Source organism: Colwellia sp. MB02u-10 (assembly GCF_014077185.1).
GTDB lineage: Bacteria > Pseudomonadota > Gammaproteobacteria > Enterobacterales > Alteromonadaceae > Cognaticolwellia.
Window position 1 is genome coordinate 122529 of record NZ_JACGVK010000074.1, and the last position, 17453, is coordinate 139981.

Genomic DNA, 17453 nt, shown 5'->3' on the forward strand with positions numbered 1-17453 from the left:
TAATTTTTTAGTTAACTTTTTAGTCTATATTTTAGATTATTTTGCACGATAGGCTATCGAGACTTTTGATAACGGCGCCTTGCCTAATTTGTCGCTAATAAACCATCCTGCAGCCAGTAATTTGTCAAAATCAATATTAGTTTTTATACCTAAGCCATTGAGCATATATAACACGTCTTCAGTGGCGACATTGCCTGATGCCCCCTTAGCATATGGGCAACCACCAAGACCTGCAATAGCACTATCGACTACCTTTACGCCCATAGCAAGTGCCGCGTAAATATTGGTCAAAGCCTGTCCATAGGTATCATGAAAGTGCACAGCTAGCTTATCAACGGGGACTTTAGCACTAACAGCCTGTAACATTTTTTGGACACTGGCTGGCGTACCAACACCAATGGTGTCGCCAAGTGATATTTCGTAACAGCCCATTTTATATAACTTTTCTGCAACTTCTGCTACTTTTTCTGCTGCAATATCACCATCGTAAGGACAGCCAACTACACAAGAGACATAGCCACGCACACGAATGTCGGCAGCTTTTGCAGCTTGCATAATGGATTCAAAACGTTGCAAACTTTCATCAATCGAGCAATTAATGTTTTTCTGACTAAAGGCTTCTGATGCCGCGCCAAAAATAGCGACCTCATTGGCATTCACCGCCATTGCCGCTTCAAAGCCTTTCATATTTGGCGTTAATGCGGCGTAGGTAACACCGCTTTTGCGCTTAATACCTTTGAAAACATCACTAGAAGTGGCCATTTGTGGCACCCATTTAGGCGAGACAAAACTGCCGCTTTCAATGTAGCTGACACCGGCGTCGGCTAACTTTTCAATTAACGCTATTTTATCTTCTGCGCTAATCTGTAGTTTTTCATTTTGTAGACCATCACGTGGACCCACCTCAACTATTTTTACTAAGTTCGGTAATGAAAATTGAGCAATATCGGTCATTATGCCTCCTCTGCGGTAAAGGCGATTAATTCAGCACCGCCGTCAACCATATCACCATCTTTATAATATAGAACATCTACAACACCATTGCTCGGCGCGCGAATGGTATGCTCCATCTTCATTGCCTCCATAATCATCAAGGGTTGATTTGCAATCACGTTATCGCCGGCTTTTACTAATACTGACACCATAGTACCGTTCATGGGCGCAAGTAAACCACCATGGTTATCATCAGCACTATTATCGCCACAGTCAGGCAACATATGGGTAAAATTGAACACACCATTTTGATGGAACAGGCTAATTTGGTTAGCATTTTTTGCAATCGTTGCATGACTGCGGTAGCCGTCAATACTGGCGTATAAAGTCTCGTTTTCAATGCGACCTTGACAGTCAACGGTTTGGCCATCAACTGAGATTAAGTAATAACTACCACTACCTTGACGCTTTTGCTCGACTATAATCGGGTATTCTGTGCCATTATGAGCCAATACCATGTGATGAATATTTGCTTCATTTAAGCGCCAAGCATTTGTCATATTCCAAGGTGAGAATGGGTCGTTGGTTTTTGTGGCCTTTGCTTGTGCTTGCTGAGCTTGTGACAACACTAAATAAAGCGCCGCCATCGGCAGTTCGCCCGCAAGGGATTGCTCGTTGTCATGAAATATTACAGCTTGATTTTTTTCAATAAAACTGGTGTCGATATCCGCGTTAACAAATGGCGCACAAGTGGCTAAATTATAAAGAAAATCGATATTGGTTGTCACACCACTAATACGATACTCGGACAAGGCTTTCGCTAGACGCTGTAAGGCTTTTTCACGGCTTTCATCCCAAACAATTAATTTTGCAATCATAGGATCGTAAAACACGCTCACTTCATCCCCTTGGCGTACACCGGTATCAACACGAACAAATTCACTTTCAACGGGCGGTTGTAAAAAATCTAACTTGCCAGTGGCAGGTAAAAAGTCATTATTGGGATCTTCAGCGTAAATACGGGCTTCAAAAGCATGGCCGTTAATTTTCAGTTCGTGTTGAGCTTTAGGTAATACTTCACCTGCCGCAACACGTAATTGCCATTCTACCAGATCTTGACCGGTAATTAATTCAGTTACCGGGTGCTCTACTTGCAAGCGAGTATTCATTTCCATAAAGTAAAATGAACCATCAACATCAAGTAAAAATTCAACCGTACCGGCACCTTGATAACCAATAGCTTGTGCTGATTTTATAGCTGACTCACCCATTTGGGTACGTAGCTCTTCGCTCATACTAAAGGCTGGCGCTTCTTCAATTACTTTTTGATGACGACGCTGTACTGAACAGTCGCGCTCAAAAAGAAAAACCGCGTTTTGGTGATTATCACAAAACACCTGAATTTCAACATGGCGAGGTTGAGTTAAGTACTTTTCAACTAACATTCTATCATCACCAAAAGATGATTTTGCTTCGCGTTTAGCGGCGGCAAATCCTTCAGCAAACTCATTTTCATGCCAAACTTGGCGCATACCTTTACCACCGCCGCCAGCGGTAGCTTTGAGTAATACCGGATAGCCCATATCGTCAGCGGCTTTTTTGATCACGGCCTCCGATTGGTCATCACCATGATAACCTGGCACTAAAGGCACTTGGGCCTTTTCCATAATATTTTTAGCGGCAGACTTTGAGCCCATAGCTTCAATAGCAGCAACCGGTGGGCCAATAAAAGTAATACCTTCTTTGGTACACATGCGACAAAATTCAGCATTTTCAGAAAGAAAGCCGTAACCTGGATGAATAGCTTGCGCGCCGGTACGTTTAGCGGCTTCAATTACTTTCTCGGACAATAAGTAACTTTCGCGTGAAGGTGAGCCACCAATATGGATCGCTTCATCGGCCATATTGACGTGTAGTGAGTCAGCATCAGCATCAGAATAAACCGCGACTGTTAATATACCCATTTTTCGTGCGGTTTTAATAACACGACAGGCGATTTCACCACGGTTGGCAATTAGTATTTTAGTAAACATAAATTTTATCCTTCGCCTTTATTTTTTGATGTTTTTGACTGGGCTTGCCAAGCAGGTTGGCGCTTTTCAAAAAATGCCGTTAGGCCTTCTTGACCTTCTGCGGAAACACGAATGGCGGCAATACGCTCACAGGTATTTTTAATCAGTGCTTCGTCAATATCTTGGTAAGCTACATCCAACGCTAGCTGCTTTGCTTGTCGCACGGCTAGTGGCCCATTGGCTAATAGTGTGTTTACCATTTCAGTAACCGCGTTATCTAATGCGGTTAACGGGTATATTTCATCGACTAAACCAAGTTGTTGTGCTTTGTCAGCAAAAAATCGCTCAGCAGTTTGAAAATAACGTCTGCTGGCTTTCTGGCCGATTGCGTTAACCACATAAGGGCTAATGGTGGCAGGAATTAAGCCTAACTTTACTTCACTTAAACAAAAACTCGCTTTTTCACTGGCAAGGACAATATCGCAACAACTTGCTAGCCCAACAGCACCGCCAAAGGCAGCACCTTGCACTTTAGCAATGGTAGGCTGTGGTAAGAAGTTAAGATTTTTCAACATTTGGGCGAGGGCGTTAGCATCAGACAAGTTCTCTTCATAAGAGTAAGATGCCATACGCTGCATCCAAGCTAAATCAGCGCCGGCAGAAAAATTTTTACCGGTTGACGCTAACACCATGACATTAATGTCATGGCATTGTGCTATGGCCTGAAATAGCTGATTTAGTGCAAAAATAATACTGTCATCAAAGGCATTATGCTTTTCAGGATTATTTAAGGTAACCGTTGCTACGCCGCGGCTGTCAACATCGAACAATACTTGTTCACTAGGACTTTTTATTTGGCTATATGAAAAAATCATCAATTCACCCCTACATTCTAAACAGACCAAACTTGGTCTCTTTTATAGGTTTATTAAGTGACGCTGAAATAGCTAAACCAAGGACTTGACGGGTATCGGCAGGGTCAATCACGCCGTCGTCCCATAAACGCGCTGAGGCATAATATGGATGACCTTGATGTTCGTAATTATCAATAATGGGTTGCTTGAAGTTTGCTTCTTCTTCTGCGCTCCATTGTTCACCACGCAGGTCTTTTTGATCGCGTTTAACTTGGGCTAATACGCCAGCCGCTTGTTCGCCACCCATCACTGAAATACGCGAGTTTGGCCACATAAAGAGAAAACGTGGGTCGTAAGCACGGCCACACATGCCATAGTTACCTGCACCGAAACTACCACCAATTAAAATGGTAAATTTAGGCACTTGTGCGGTTGCAACCGCGGTGACCATTTTTGCGCCATGTTTAGCGATACCGCCGGCTTCATATTGTTGACCTACCATAAAACCGGTAATGTTTTGTAAAAATACTAAGGGGATTTTTCGTTGGGCACACAGCTCAATAAAGTGCGCGCCTTTTTGTGCCGATTCGCCAAACAAAATGCCGTTATTGGCAATAATGCCGACTTGGTAACCATAAATACGGGCAAAGCCACAAACTAAGGTGGTGCCATAAAGCGCTTTAAATTCATCAAATTCACTGCCGTCAACCACACGGGCGATAATTTCACGCACATCATAAGGTTGACGAGAGTCTTTGGGTACAATGCCATAAACTTCTTCTGTAGCATAAGCGGGTTCAACAACTTCTTTAATGGCCATTTGTACGGGTTTAACCCGATTTAAATTACCAATAGCGCTGCGAGCAATTTCTAAAGCATGGTGATCATTTTGCGCATAGTGGTCGGCAACACCTGAGGTACGACAATGCACATCAGCGCCACCTAAATCTTCAGCACTGACGACTTCACCGGTTGCCGCTTTAACTAATGGCGGGCCTGCAAGAAAGATAGTACCTTGCTCTTTTACGATAATAGATTCGTCAGCCATAGCTGGAACATAAGCACCACCAGCGGTACATGAACCCATCACTACCGCAATTTGTGGAATGCTTTGCGCTGACATATTGGCTTGGTTGAAAAAAATACGACCAAAATGTTCTTTATCGGGAAAAACGTCATCTTGATTCGGTAAGTTTGCACCACCTGAATCGACTAAATAGATACAAGGTAAGTTGTTTTCTTGCGCGATAGCTTGGGCACGTAAATGCTTTTTCACCGTTAACGGGAAATAAGTACCTCCCTTTACGGTCGCGTCATTGGCAATAATAAGACATTCTTGACCACCCACACGGCCAATACCTGTGATGATACCTGCAGCGGGAACGTTATCGTCATAAACTTTAAAGGCGGCTAATTGTGATAATTCAAGAAATGCAGAGCCGGGGTCGAGTAGGGCATAAACTCGATCTCTAGGTAATAATTTACCACGTGACAAATGACGTTCTCGACTGCGTTCACCACCACCCAATTTGATTTCTTCTAACTTAACTTTTAAATCATCGACTTGTAGTTGCATATGGGCAGCATTTTCGATGAAGTCAGGGCTGCGGGGATTAATTTTTGATATTATCTTAGCCACGGTATAACCTTATGTTTTGTTGAACTCTTGCTTGGTCAGCGCATATTGATATTGTTTTCGATTCACTAATATTAAATCTGTGCTTAATGAGTGATGAGTATTCAATAGCAATAGTCACTGAAGTATTTTATAGCTTGTTCTTTTTTAGCATTGAGCTAATCTCGAAGCCAATAGCGCGAGTTCAATAAAAAACACCTAGCATAGTTGCCTATCTGGGTGTTTTTAGGTAGAAATTGCGTCATTAGCAACGAAAAATCAGCGTTAAACTGATTCGTTAAACAGTTCGCGGCCGATCAGCATACGGCGAATTTCTGAGGTACCAGCGCCAATTTCATATAACTTAGCATCACGTAACAAACGCCCAGCAGGGAATTCATTAATGTAACCGTTACCGCCAAGTAATTGAATGGCGTCTAAAGCCATTTTTGTGGCCAATTCTGCTGAATATAAAATAACACCTGCGGCATCTTTACGGGTTGTTTCACCGCGATCGGCTGCCATTGCACATAAATAAGCATAAGATTTAGCCGCATTCATTTGAGTGTACATGTCGGCAATTTTGCCTTGAATTAATTGAAACTCACCAATGGCTTGACCAAATTGCTTTCTGTCATGAATGTAAGGTACAACTAAGTCCATACAAGCGTCCATAATACCTAGCGGGCCGCCAGTTAATACGATGCGTTCATAATCTAAACCTGACATTAATACCCGAACGCCTTTGCCTTCGCCGCCTAAAATGTTTTCAGCAGGCACTTCACAATCTTGGAAGACTAATTCACAGGTATTAGAGCCGCGCATACCTAATTTATCTAGTTTTTGATGACGTGAAAAACCTGGATAATCACGTTCAACGATAAAGGCAGTAATACCTTTAGAGCCGGCACTGGTATCAGTTTTTGCATAGATAATAAAAACATTGGCATCAGGACCATTAGTAATCCACATTTTGTTGCCATTAAGAATGTATTTATCGCCTTGTTTTTTTGCGGTAAGTTTCATACTGACCACATCAGAACCGGCGTTTGGCTCTGACATGGCTAGAGCACCAATATGTTCACCGCTGCACAGTTTAGGTAAATATTTTTCTTTTTGTTCATGACTACCATTTTTGTTTAATTGGTTTAAACAAAGGTTAGACATCGCGCCATAACTTAGGCCTACAGAGGCAGAAGCACGAGAGATTTCTTGCATAGCCACCATGTGTGCTAAGTACCCTAAACCAGAACCACCGTATTGCTCATCTACTGTCATGCCTAACAAACCTAGGTCGCCAAATTTGCGCCATAAGTCCATGGGGAATTCGTTATCTTTATCGATCTGTGCCGCACGAGGGGCAATTTCATCACGAGAAAAAGCATTCACCGTGGTGCGGATCATGTCAACAGTTTCACCCAGGTTAAAATTCATTGATGAGAAAGTAGAAATCATAGTAGTACCCTTAATAATGGTTTGTCGTGTTAACGTTTTTATTATCACGTTAACTTTTACTTTATTTGTTACGCGACTTAGCGCTTTTATCTATTGCGGCTTATTGACTGACTAATGGTTTTTTTTCGATAAGCGCCAAGGTATTTTGGCAATTTTTCTCTAAACCAGTTAATTCAATCAACACTGCTTTAATATCTTCTAATTGCTGGTTTAAGTCATTCTTTTTGTTGGAAATTAATTCCATGATTTGTATTAATTGCGTTGCACTTGAAGTGTCAGCATCGTAAAGCTCAAACAAGCGACCCGTTTCTGCTAATGAAAAACCTAAGCGTTTACCACGTAGAATTAACCTTAGTCTAACTCTATCTCTCTGGTTATATATTCTTGTTTGTCCTTTGCGATTTGGTAGTATCAGGCCTTGGTCTTCGTAAAAACGAATACTGCGGGTGGTAATATCAAACTCTCTTGCTAACTCGCCGATAGAGAAGGTGATTGGGTTCTTATCGCTCATTATGGCTGCTCATTATTATTGCTCTAAGTTAACGCGCTTTTTATTTATGGGATACTTTACAATAAGTTTACGTTAACGTAAAGTGCGAGTGTAAAGTTAGATAAATGAAGTGCTTTTACATCATAGATAATAGCCGTGCGCGGTTTAAGTCAATGGTGTTATTTAAAGTATAGTTAGCGCATGATTTTGCTTTAAATAACGATGACAAATTTTGTAAATACTAGCGTTATTATATTCAAAAGTATAAAGAGTACGTTTGTGTAAAATTAAATTTACGTTAACCTAATTTGTAATTCTTATCGATTATTGAAAAACTATCTAACCAACAAATGTCGAACGAATATTAAACAACACTTTATCGGAGAACCCTATGTCTACTCAAGATCCAATCGTTATCGTTGCTGCAAAACGTACCCCTATGGGTGGTTTTATGGGCGGTTTATCAGCAGTCAGTGCTACCACTTTAGGTGCAACTGCCATTCGTGGTGCTATGGCGGCCGCTAATCTATCTAATGATCAAGTTGATGAAGTGATCATGGGTTGTGTATTACCTGCGGGTTTAAAACAAGCGCCTGCAAGACAAGCTGCTTTAGAAGCAGATTTAGCTTTATCAACAGCCTGTACCACTATTAATAAAGTTTGTGGCTCAGGTATGAAAGCGGCCATGCAAGCACATGATGCCCTATTAGCTGGCTCTATTGATGTTGCCGTTGCTGGTGGCATGGAAAGTATGACAAACGCACCACATTTGTTACCTAAAGGCAGAACTGGGATTAAAATGGGTCAAGGCCTAGTACTTGATCACATGATGACCGACGGTTTAGAAAATGCCTACGACGGTATTGCCATGGGTTGTTTCGCACAAGCAACGGCTGATGAATCTGCCTTTACTCGTGAAGATATGGATGATTATGCTATTCGTTCATTAGCACGTGCTAATGCTGCAATTGCTGACGGTGCATTTGTTAATGAAATATCGCCAGTGACCATTAAATCTCGCCGCGGTGATTCAGTATTTGATATTGATGAACAACCAGGTAATGCTCGCCCAGATAAAATTCCTAGTTTACGTCCCGCTTTTAAAAAAGACGGTACCATTACTGCTGCTAACTCAAGCTCTATTTCTGATGGCGCGGCGGCATTAGTGATGATGAAGTTATCAGTAGCACAAAAACGTGGCTTAACGCCTTTGTGTAAGATTGTTGCTCACGCGACGAACGCACAAAAGCCAGCAGAATTTACCGTTGCGCCAGTCGGTGCGATGCAAAAAGTTTTGGCTAAAGCTAACTGGACAGCAGCAGATGTTGACTTGTTTGAAATCAACGAAGCCTTTGCCATGGTCACTATGCTAGGCATTAAAGCCTTAGACTTAGATGTTGAAAAAGTTAATGTTAACGGCGGTGCTTGTGCATTAGGTCACCCGTTAGGCGCTAGTGGCGCACGTATTATGGTGACGTTAATCCATGCCTTGAAAAACAGAGGCTTAAGCAAGGGTATTGCTTCGTTATGTATCGGTGGCGGCGAAGCAACTGCGATTGCTATTGAAATGATGTAACCATTACTTAAATTGAAAACCCACTTATTTGTGGGTTTTTTTGATCTTAGGGTGCTAAACGCTATCAGCTGCTAGTGTTAATTACATTACGTGATTTTTTTTTGCCAAGGAGACCAAACCAAAACAAGCCCTCGAACAAAAAACCGAGAATGATAAATAAAAATATACCTGTTGAGCTGCCATAACTATAAGAGCTAATCGCAGCCGTTATTAGTACTGCAAGAATTATAAACCTATATATTTTGTTCACACTAATTCCTTTTATATCATTGTAACTAGCGCCGGATTAGGGAGCTAAAGTAGCGAAGTGAAACACAGCCAACTGTATTTTTACGTTTGAAGTACATGTTATAAGTGCTGGTGATAACTAGGTTACTCAATATCTATTTTGCTTTTATTAAGGGCACATATTTATTGTAAAAATATGAAGTTAAAATCAAGATAAATATAAATAAACCCATAACAACATTGTAGTGCTCGATAAAAGTGGGGCAAATTAGAATTATTAATAATGATGGCAGTATTAATAATAGGGCTTTAAAAGGCACACAGATAGGCTCATTACAATTAGAACAGTTATGACTAACTATAGGGCTTAGGGCTAACTTTCTAAAAAAGCTAACCGATTTCTCATTACAATATGGACAATTAAATTTATTCACTGTACCTCCATGTACATTGCCATACTTGAATAGCTTTTAACCAGCTTTAATTATTTATTGTTACTTCACCACTATTAGAGTCATAGTTGACGGTAAGAGTGTCTTGCTTGTTATAAGTATAAGTACAAGTTCCATTATCATGTGTTGCTTGAAACTTACTAGAGCTGTTATTTAACACTAGAGCATCTGGTGAATCTAGCACTGCTCGCCATACATCCAAACAATCATATTCACTGTTTAATGTTAAACTAATACCTCTTGTATCAGCAGGATAACCATAACTATTCACACTTAAATCTCCTCCTGCAAGGGGATCTGAAATCGCTATAAAATCTTGTACAGCCTGATTTTTTCCTCGTATTAACCAAGCAATATGTACTTGGTTAACACCACTTTTAAAAGCAGATGAAATACTTAAAAATACAGCTTCGTCCGCATCCTCAGTTAAATCAATAAACTTAGGCGCTGCTGTAACAGCCAATATACCCAAAATAACGATAATTGCTACCAACTCAGTTAACGTAAAGCCTTTTTGCTTATACAAACTTAAAATCCCTTTAAAATATTAATGTCTAACTCGAAAATGAGAAAAGTTAACGCCTGACTAAGAGGCAAACAATAGTTTGCTAAAATGTTGAGGGCCGAAAACAGTAAATGGTCTTTTTCATGATTTAATAGCTTGTTATATAAAGATTATATTTAGCTCTAGGTAATTCATACAAACAAAGTAGTACTGTTAAAACAAAATATATGAGTGCAATTGATACAACCATTTTTCAGAACATAACAGTGATATTTTCTCTGTTTTGGTTAGTGCTAAAACACACACCAGTCGCACCAGAGGAAACAAATAAGCTCTTAAGCGATTTCCTGCATCTTTTGTTAATTCATGATATTTGGAGGTTTCGTCCATGATTCACTTAGGCACATTTATTTAGGTACAAAACGCTTAACGTATTAGCGACTTTAACCAAACCTCTCAGGCGAAAACTGAGGGGTAATCCGCCAAAATTATTTGAACAACACGGATCCTACAAACTAATATGCGTAACTTAACATTCGACACGTTAATTTTTTGTAATTTTAGTTAATATACATAACTTAACATTAACATTCAATACGTTAATTTTACTTATGGAATTACTTATTGAATTACTTATTAAAGATAGCGATGCAGAAAAGCTGATTAAACTCTGCTTAAAACACAAAGGTGGGATATACAATTAAGCTATTTTTATATACAGCCCATGTTTGAGGTTAAGTGGAATGATTTTGAAATCTGCATCATATTCACATATCAAAGAAATTATGTGAATATGATGCTAAACGTACTATTGATTTTTATTTATACTGGGTTAAAGCTCATATCATTTTTATTGGAAAAGCTCATCCAAACGACTGCCATGATAAAGCAGTTGAACAGTTTATTAGTTATCTTTGAAATAACTTAAGCCTTACCCTTAAACCTCAGGCGTTAGCGTCAAATTCGGTTTATTACTTCTATATTAAATGATGGGAGGGGGCAGGTTTTATACTTTGCATGACTGATGCTAAAATCAGCTGAGTTATTGATATATAAAAATATTAACTCTTTATATATCAAAAAACTATGTAGCTAAAGCAGCTTATTTTTTCACACGCTCAGTTAGGCCTTAATGTTGTCAGGTTAGGTAAAGCTTTACCATTGCATTTGTTAGCTCAAATGCTGACTGCGTCACATTAGCCATATTTTTTTAGTGCTTATTATATTACCTAGTTTAATAGCGCAATAATTTGTTCGCCATAAAGCTCAAGCTTTGTTTTACCTATGCCATTAACCTCTAATAGTTGATTTGAATTTTTGGGATTTCTGCGTGCGATATCCATCAAGCTAGCGTCATGAAAAATAACAAATGAAGGTACGCCTCTTTCTTTAGCCCACAAGGCTCTTTGTTGCCTAAGCTTTTCAAAGTTAGCTTGTTCTTCTGTTGTTAAATCATTCTCAATAGCGGGTTTTGATTTTTGAGCTTGCTTGGATTTTGTACTTTTTTGCACCTTAAGTTGAATCGTACATTCACCTTTTAATAAAGGCCGCGCTTTTTCAGTTAATTTTAACACGCCATAATCCATTTCAACCGCTAAATAGCCCATTGAAATAAGCTGTCTAAATACCGTTTGCCATTCAGTTGCGATAAGTTCGCTGCCAATATTATAAGTTGAGAGTTTATCGTGGTTAAGGCTGGTTATTTTTGGTGTTTTTTTACCGGTAAGTACATCAATTTGATGGCCAACGCCAAACCTTTGGCCTGTTCTATAAACCGTAGATAGCGCTTTTCTGGCGGCACTTGTGCCATCCCAAGTCAGAGGAGGATTCAAACAATTATCACAATTACCACAAGGCTCTGCTAATGTTTCACCAAAATAATTTAATAGCACTTGTCTGCGGCATGAACTAACTTCACAATAACCTAGTAAGGCATCTATCTTACGCTGCGTGAGATATTTAAACTGTTCATTGCCATCACTTTGACTGGCCATTTGTTTGAGTTTAATCACATCTTGCATACCATAAGCTAACCAAGTGTTAGCTGGCAGTCCATCTCGACCGGCTCGTCCGGTTTCTTGATAATAGGCCTCGATACTTTTAGGTAAATTTAAATGCGCCACAAATCGCACGTCGGGCTTGTCAATGCCCATACCAAAAGCAATGGTGGCGACAATAATAATGCTGTCTTCTCTAAGGAACCGTTGTTGGTTATTATCTTTAATATAGCTGGCTAAACCGGCATGATAAGGCAAGGCAACTTTTCCTTGTTCAGATAACCACTGGGCGGTTGTTTCTACCGACTTTCTCGACAGACAATAAACAATACCGGCATCATTGGTATGTTCGGCATTAATAAACTGCAGCAGCTTTTCTTTGCTATTTTTCTGTTCACTGATCCTATATTGAATATTGGGTCGGTCGAAACTGTGTATAAAAGTTTTAGCGCCTGTTAAGTTTAAAACTTCAACGATTTCCTCTCGGGTTTTCATATCAGCGGTAGCGGTTAAGGCAATTTTAGGCGTGTTGGGGTATCGATGAGCTATGATGGAAAGTTTTTGATATTCAGGTCTAAAATCATGGCCCCATTGCGAAACACAATGAGCCTCATCAAAGGCAAATAATGCAATAGTGACTTTATCAATAAGGCTAAGAAAATAATCACCTAATAATCTTTCCGGCGCAACATATAATAAGTCGATATTACCTGACATTATCAGCTGCTCTACACGCCTTTGTTCTTCATAATCCTGTGATGAATTTAAGAATTCAGCTTTCACCCCTTGCAGCTTTAAGGCATCGACTTGATCTTTCATTAAAGCGATCAGTGGCGATACAACGATACCAACACCATCTAAAACTATCGCTGGTATTTGATAACATAATGACTTACCGCCACCCGTTGGCATCAGGGTGAACACATCAGTGCCACTGATTAATTCACTAATGATATTTGCTTGTTGATGGCGAAAATCAGCGTAACCAAAGGTGTTTTGTAAAACTGATTTTGCCGTGTTGATATCCAAATTAAGTTCCTTGATAAAACTAGATCATATTAAGTCAGCATATTTTTAACTACAGCGGTTATAAACAACCTAGACTAAAAATTAACAATAAACACCCCCGAAATATAATAGATTTTACATAGATTATTTTGAGGGTCGAGCATTCGGTGAAGATAGCATTAATGGCGACATAAATGAATACAAGGTAAGTGGATGTTGGCGACTGGTCGTCGTAGCGGGCATTTATGCTTAAGTATCGCCATATTTTTATCATGTAAAGATGTTTCAACGAGCTTTAAAATATATTATCCCACTTTTATTATCCCACTTTTTTGAACCGCCGTTCGATGAATAACCCTCTTATAATATGGCCTTATGTTAATTATTCTGCTTGCATCGCTTTTTATTATAAATATAAATATAAATATAAATGCAAATGATATGCGTTATCATTTGCATTTGAGTTTGAGCTTAGTTAATATTAAATTCTTCATTAATTAAGGTTTTAATATAAAAAGTAAAAACATGACATCTCACACTAAATATCATCATAAAAATAAAATAGCACTTGGAGCACATGCCATAGCTGCTGCTCTTGTATTTAGCAGCCCGCAGGTATACGCAGAAAGCAATGTAGAAAATTGTGATAAAGATAGCGGCGTTAAGTGCGAAACAAAGAAAATTAATCAATCAGATGAAGCGATTGAGTTAATTAGAGTTCACGGTTCTAAAACCTCGGTATATTTACATCCTGCCTCTGGTGATATGCGCCGTGTTGCTGCACTTGTTGATACGCCTCAAATTATTACAGTATTAACACAAGACCAAATTTTAGAAGCAGGTAAAACGGATCTTAAAGATATTTTGTCAGCGCAAGCGGGAATTACTTTAGGAACGGGTGAAAATGGCAACGCTTTTGGTGACCGTTATATTATTCGTGGCCACGAAGCGCGCAGTGACGTATTTGTTGACGGTTTAAGAGACCCCGGCATGAGCACCCGCGAAAGTTTTGCTACTGAGCGTGTTGAAATTACCAAAGGACCCAGTTCAACTTTCGCAGGCCGAGGATCATCAGGTGGTGCGGTGAACAGTATTACTAAAAAAGCGTCAGTAAATTATAATTTTGGTCGTGTTGATGCCGGTTTAGGTAGCGATGAATATAAACGCGTCACATTAGATTATAATTTACCCCTGTCAGAAAATTCTGCTATTCGACTTAATGCTTTAGTCTCTGATGAGGATAAACCAGACCGTGAAGACATTTCAAATGAAAGAAATGGCGTGCAATTATCAGGGGTATATTTACCGACACAAGCACTATCCATTACCGCTGATGGCTACTATTTAGATGCTGAAGATGTGCCTGATCTCGGCAGTTATTATGACAGTGATGCAAGAGCTCCTGTTGAAGACATTCCTGTTTATGCACAAGCGTCAGACTTTTTAACCTCTAAAGTAAAAACATTCACCTTAAGAACTGAATATGAAGTGAATGATAATATTGTTCTCTATAACGCCACACGTTTTGGTGAGACCAAAAATGGTTATATTACTACCGGTGCAAGTGGTACAACCCGTGCCGCTAGCGATCTTCAAGCCCCAGGCGAAAAAACCATAGGTTTAAGCACCCATCAAGGTTATCAAGATGTTTCGTATGCCAGTACACAGTTCAACTTATTCTGGAATACTAAAGTGTTTGATTTAGAGAATAACTTTGTATTTGGTCTCGAATATAGTGATGAAAGCGTTAAAAATGGTGTTTATGACATTAACTATAACAACGCAACTAATTGCATAACATCTGGTCGTCGTGGTGATAGTGAAGGCTATTGTATTGTTGACGGTACGGGTAATCAGGTCAGTGATATTGCTCAGTTGATGGGAAGAACTTATACCCGCGGTGACAACGATGCCGTACTTGATATTGAAACAGTGTCAGTTTACCTTATTGATACCGTGCATTTAACTGACCAACTTGACGTGTCTTATGGTGCTAGGTTAGACAATTTTGATTATAGTAATGACGCAACAAGTAGAGGCACTTCGGCGCTTTATGCTTATTCAGACACTATGTATAACGGTAATCTTGGCTTAATATACGATTTTTCAGAAGACCTTAATGTTTATGCAAATTACAGCACAGCAACCAACATTAATGGTGGTGAGACTGACTTAGGCGCAAACTGTGGTTATGGTGGTGTTTGTGGTAATGCGACTCAAGTACCTGATTCAGAGCCTGAACGGGTAGAAAACATTGAGCTTGGCACTAAATTAATGTTGCTTGATGATAATTTCTTGTTTAGTGCCTCTATTTTTCAAATCACTAAAAATGATGTCATGGAAAGCGTAGGTGACGACGATTACGCCACCTTGGGTACTTTAAATACGGGCGAGAATAAAGTAAGAGGTATTGAAATTGGCTTTGTGGGTAATCTAACCGATGAGTTAAGTGTACAGTTTTCTGCAACGTCAATGGACTCTGAAGTTGTAGACTCTATAAATGAAGACAGTATTGGCCTAGCGTTAAGTAACTTTGCTGAAAAAAGTGTTTATTTACAATTAAGATATGAAATTAATGAGTCATTTGTTGTCGGTGGTGATTACGCTTACCAAAGTGAAATGTACGCAGGCCAGCCAGATACTGCTGCGGGTTATGATAGCGTAAATAATCAATACAGTGTTGTGGTTCCTAGCTACCAAGTGGTTAATTTATTTGCTAACTATTACGCGACAAATGACTTAAGTTTTAGATTAAACATTGGTAATGCCTTTGATGAAAAATATTGGACGGCGGCATATCGTTCTGGTTCGTTTATGTATTTAGGTAGTGCTACCAGTACAAAACTTACCGCAACGTATGAATTTTAATTAAAAAAGGCAAAGTAAAGTAATGATTGTTATTGAAAAAATATTATCCAAAGAAGAAGTTAATGCTTATCGTCAACAGCTCACTAACGATATTTGGGGCGACGGTAAAAACACCGCGATGGGCATGGCGGCTTCGGTTAAAAATAACAATCAAGCTGATGCCAATAATACCCATGTGCGTCAATTAGCTAACCAGCTATTGTCGCGCATCGGTGAAACACCTAAATTGGTTTCAGCCGCTTTACCACATAAAATATTTCCACCCTGTTTTAATTGCTACAGTGAAACGCAAGAGTATGGTTATCACGTCGATGCGGCGATCATGAGAATTCCTGGTACGACAGAGGTTTTACGTAGCGATATGTCAATGACCACATTTTTAAGTGAGCCTGAGGAGTATGAAGGAGGAGAGTTAATTATCTCTACCGAATTTGGTCATCAGTCAATTAAGCTGCCGGCCGGTTATGCTGTGGTTTATCCCTCAAGTAGCTTACATAAAGTCACGGCGGTTACTCAAGGTCAGCGAGTCGCCGCAATTACATGGATGCAAAGCATGATAGCGGATGTTAGTCTGCGTCAAAATCTGTATCAACTAGATCAAAGTATACAAAACCTGATCACAGAGAATAAAACCTCCCGCACAGAACTAGACAGTTTACATAATGTTTACCACAACTTAATTCGAAATTTTGCCCAGCTATAGTCATGACTTGGCTCGGTTGGCTTTTTTTAGTTAAGAAAAAATTAAGAAAAAGTTGAACATCAAAAAGTGCTGTTCAACTAGATATTCAGCGCAAAACTCAATAGCACACGTTTACCCGACTCAATTTTAGAGACACTATGCTCATACTTGTCGGGACGAAATAAATAAACCCGATTAAATAAATTTATAATACAGTGTGAGCACTTAAATACCCCACCTACTTTAGGCGTTTGTATAACAAAATTAAGCTTGTAATAACGCCCTGATTGCACGGGATCACTGTGTGTCATTACACTATGGTTAGTCGGGTAAGTGACATAATTAATAGAAAAAATTTGACTACTGAAAATTGCTCTGTTTTTTACTTTAGCGACCATAGCCACTCCATTATTTTACGCCTAGTCATCATTATCGACAACATACTCAATACAGATGGATATTGGGTTGATCTAAGTCAATCACAAGCGGTAAAGCTGTTGCGACTTTACCTAGTCATTAAAATAGTTGCTGGTTGGCTAATCCTCTAGCGTATCTAAATAAAAAGTTAACTGTTTTTAAAAGGGCTATCGACTTAGCCCGACCAACCACTACATGTTGTAGTCCCTTTCTTTTGTCATTTAGGTCTTGTTGGTGCTCAGCCTGTGTGAAAACTAATTATTGTAAGTTTTCATTATTGAGGGTTTATATCAGCTCTTTATAAGGCTTCGCGTAGCGAAGCCGATATTTATGAATATCCATGCTTTATATTTTTTATTCG

General features: G+C 39.4%; 13 protein-coding genes. 4 read left to right on the forward strand and 9 right to left on the reverse strand.

The genetic code is table 11. From position 1 onward, the window contains the following. Positions 1-36 precede the first annotated feature (36 nt). From H4J59_RS02900 to H4J59_RS02925, 6 genes are all read right to left on the reverse strand, one after another. Positions 37-954, reverse strand: coding sequence for a hydroxymethylglutaryl-CoA lyase (locus tag H4J59_RS02900; protein WP_182236638.1), 918 nt, complete (start codon positions 952-954; stop codon positions 37-39). Beyond that, positions 954-2966 (reverse strand): acetyl/propionyl/methylcrotonyl-CoA carboxylase subunit alpha, encoded by a 2013-nt coding sequence (locus H4J59_RS02905; protein ID WP_182236640.1) that lies wholly within the window; start codon positions 2964-2966, stop codon positions 954-956. Before H4J59_RS02905 ends, H4J59_RS02900 begins: the two co-directional genes overlap by 1 nt. A 5-nt stretch (positions 2967-2971) precedes the next feature. Next, entirely contained in the window at positions 2972-3820 is an 849-nt protein-coding gene (locus H4J59_RS02910) for an enoyl-CoA hydratase/isomerase family protein (protein ID WP_182236642.1), read from the reverse strand. Positions 3821-3830: 10 nt separating this feature from the next. Further along, entirely contained in the window at positions 3831-5438 is a 1608-nt protein-coding gene (locus H4J59_RS02915; RefSeq protein ID WP_182136396.1) for a carboxyl transferase domain-containing protein, read from the reverse strand. A 261-nt stretch (positions 5439-5699) separates the two neighbouring features. Then, on the reverse strand, positions 5700-6869 hold the full coding sequence (locus H4J59_RS02920; protein WP_182194980.1) for an isovaleryl-CoA dehydrogenase: 1170 nt from the start codon (positions 6867-6869) through the stop codon (positions 5700-5702). Positions 6870-6969: 100 nt separating this feature from the next. Then, a complete protein-coding gene (locus H4J59_RS02925; protein ID WP_182236644.1) occupies positions 6970-7380 on the reverse strand; it encodes a MerR family DNA-binding transcriptional regulator in 411 nt (136 codons plus the stop codon). A gap of 370 nt (positions 7381-7750) precedes the next feature. Between H4J59_RS02925 and H4J59_RS02930 the strand changes: the two genes are divergently transcribed. Beyond that, positions 7751-8935, forward strand: a complete 1185-nt coding sequence (locus H4J59_RS02930) for an acetyl-CoA C-acyltransferase (protein ID WP_182236646.1) — start codon at positions 7751-7753, stop codon at positions 8933-8935. A 708-nt stretch (positions 8936-9643) separates the two neighbouring features. Here H4J59_RS02930 and H4J59_RS19610 read toward each other — a convergent pair. Beyond that, complete coding sequence (locus H4J59_RS19610) at positions 9644-10141, reverse strand: prepilin-type N-terminal cleavage/methylation domain-containing protein (RefSeq protein WP_182236648.1); 498 nt, start codon at positions 10139-10141, stop codon at positions 9644-9646. Between the two features lie 750 nt (positions 10142-10891). On the opposite strand from H4J59_RS19610, the gene H4J59_RS19775 reads away from it, so the two are divergent. Further along, the gene (locus H4J59_RS19775) at positions 10892-11038 is read left to right on the forward strand and encodes a phage integrase N-terminal SAM-like domain-containing protein (protein WP_404851998.1); all 147 of its coding nucleotides are present in this window, start codon (positions 10892-10894) and stop codon (positions 11036-11038) included. A 311-nt stretch (positions 11039-11349) separates the two neighbouring features. Here the strand turns inward: H4J59_RS19775 and recQ are convergent, their stop codons facing one another. Next, on the reverse strand, positions 11350-13146 hold the full coding sequence (gene recQ / locus H4J59_RS02945; protein WP_182236650.1) for a DNA helicase RecQ: 1797 nt from the start codon (positions 13144-13146) through the stop codon (positions 11350-11352). A 504-nt stretch (positions 13147-13650) separates the two neighbouring features. Between recQ and H4J59_RS02950 the strand changes: the two genes are divergently transcribed. Then, entirely contained in the window at positions 13651-15993 is a 2343-nt protein-coding gene (locus tag H4J59_RS02950; RefSeq protein ID WP_182236652.1) for a TonB-dependent siderophore receptor, read from the forward strand. Positions 15994-16015: 22 nt separating this feature from the next. After that, on the forward strand, positions 16016-16696 hold the full coding sequence (locus tag H4J59_RS02955) for a Fe2+-dependent dioxygenase (RefSeq protein ID WP_182236654.1): 681 nt from the start codon (positions 16016-16018) through the stop codon (positions 16694-16696). A 77-nt stretch (positions 16697-16773) separates the two neighbouring features. Here H4J59_RS02955 and H4J59_RS19275 read toward each other — a convergent pair whose 3' ends face one another. Then, positions 16774-17073, reverse strand: a complete 300-nt coding sequence (locus tag H4J59_RS19275) for a 2OG-Fe(II) oxygenase (RefSeq protein WP_259369366.1) — start codon at positions 17071-17073, stop codon at positions 16774-16776. Between the last annotated feature and the right edge of the window lie 380 nt (positions 17074-17453).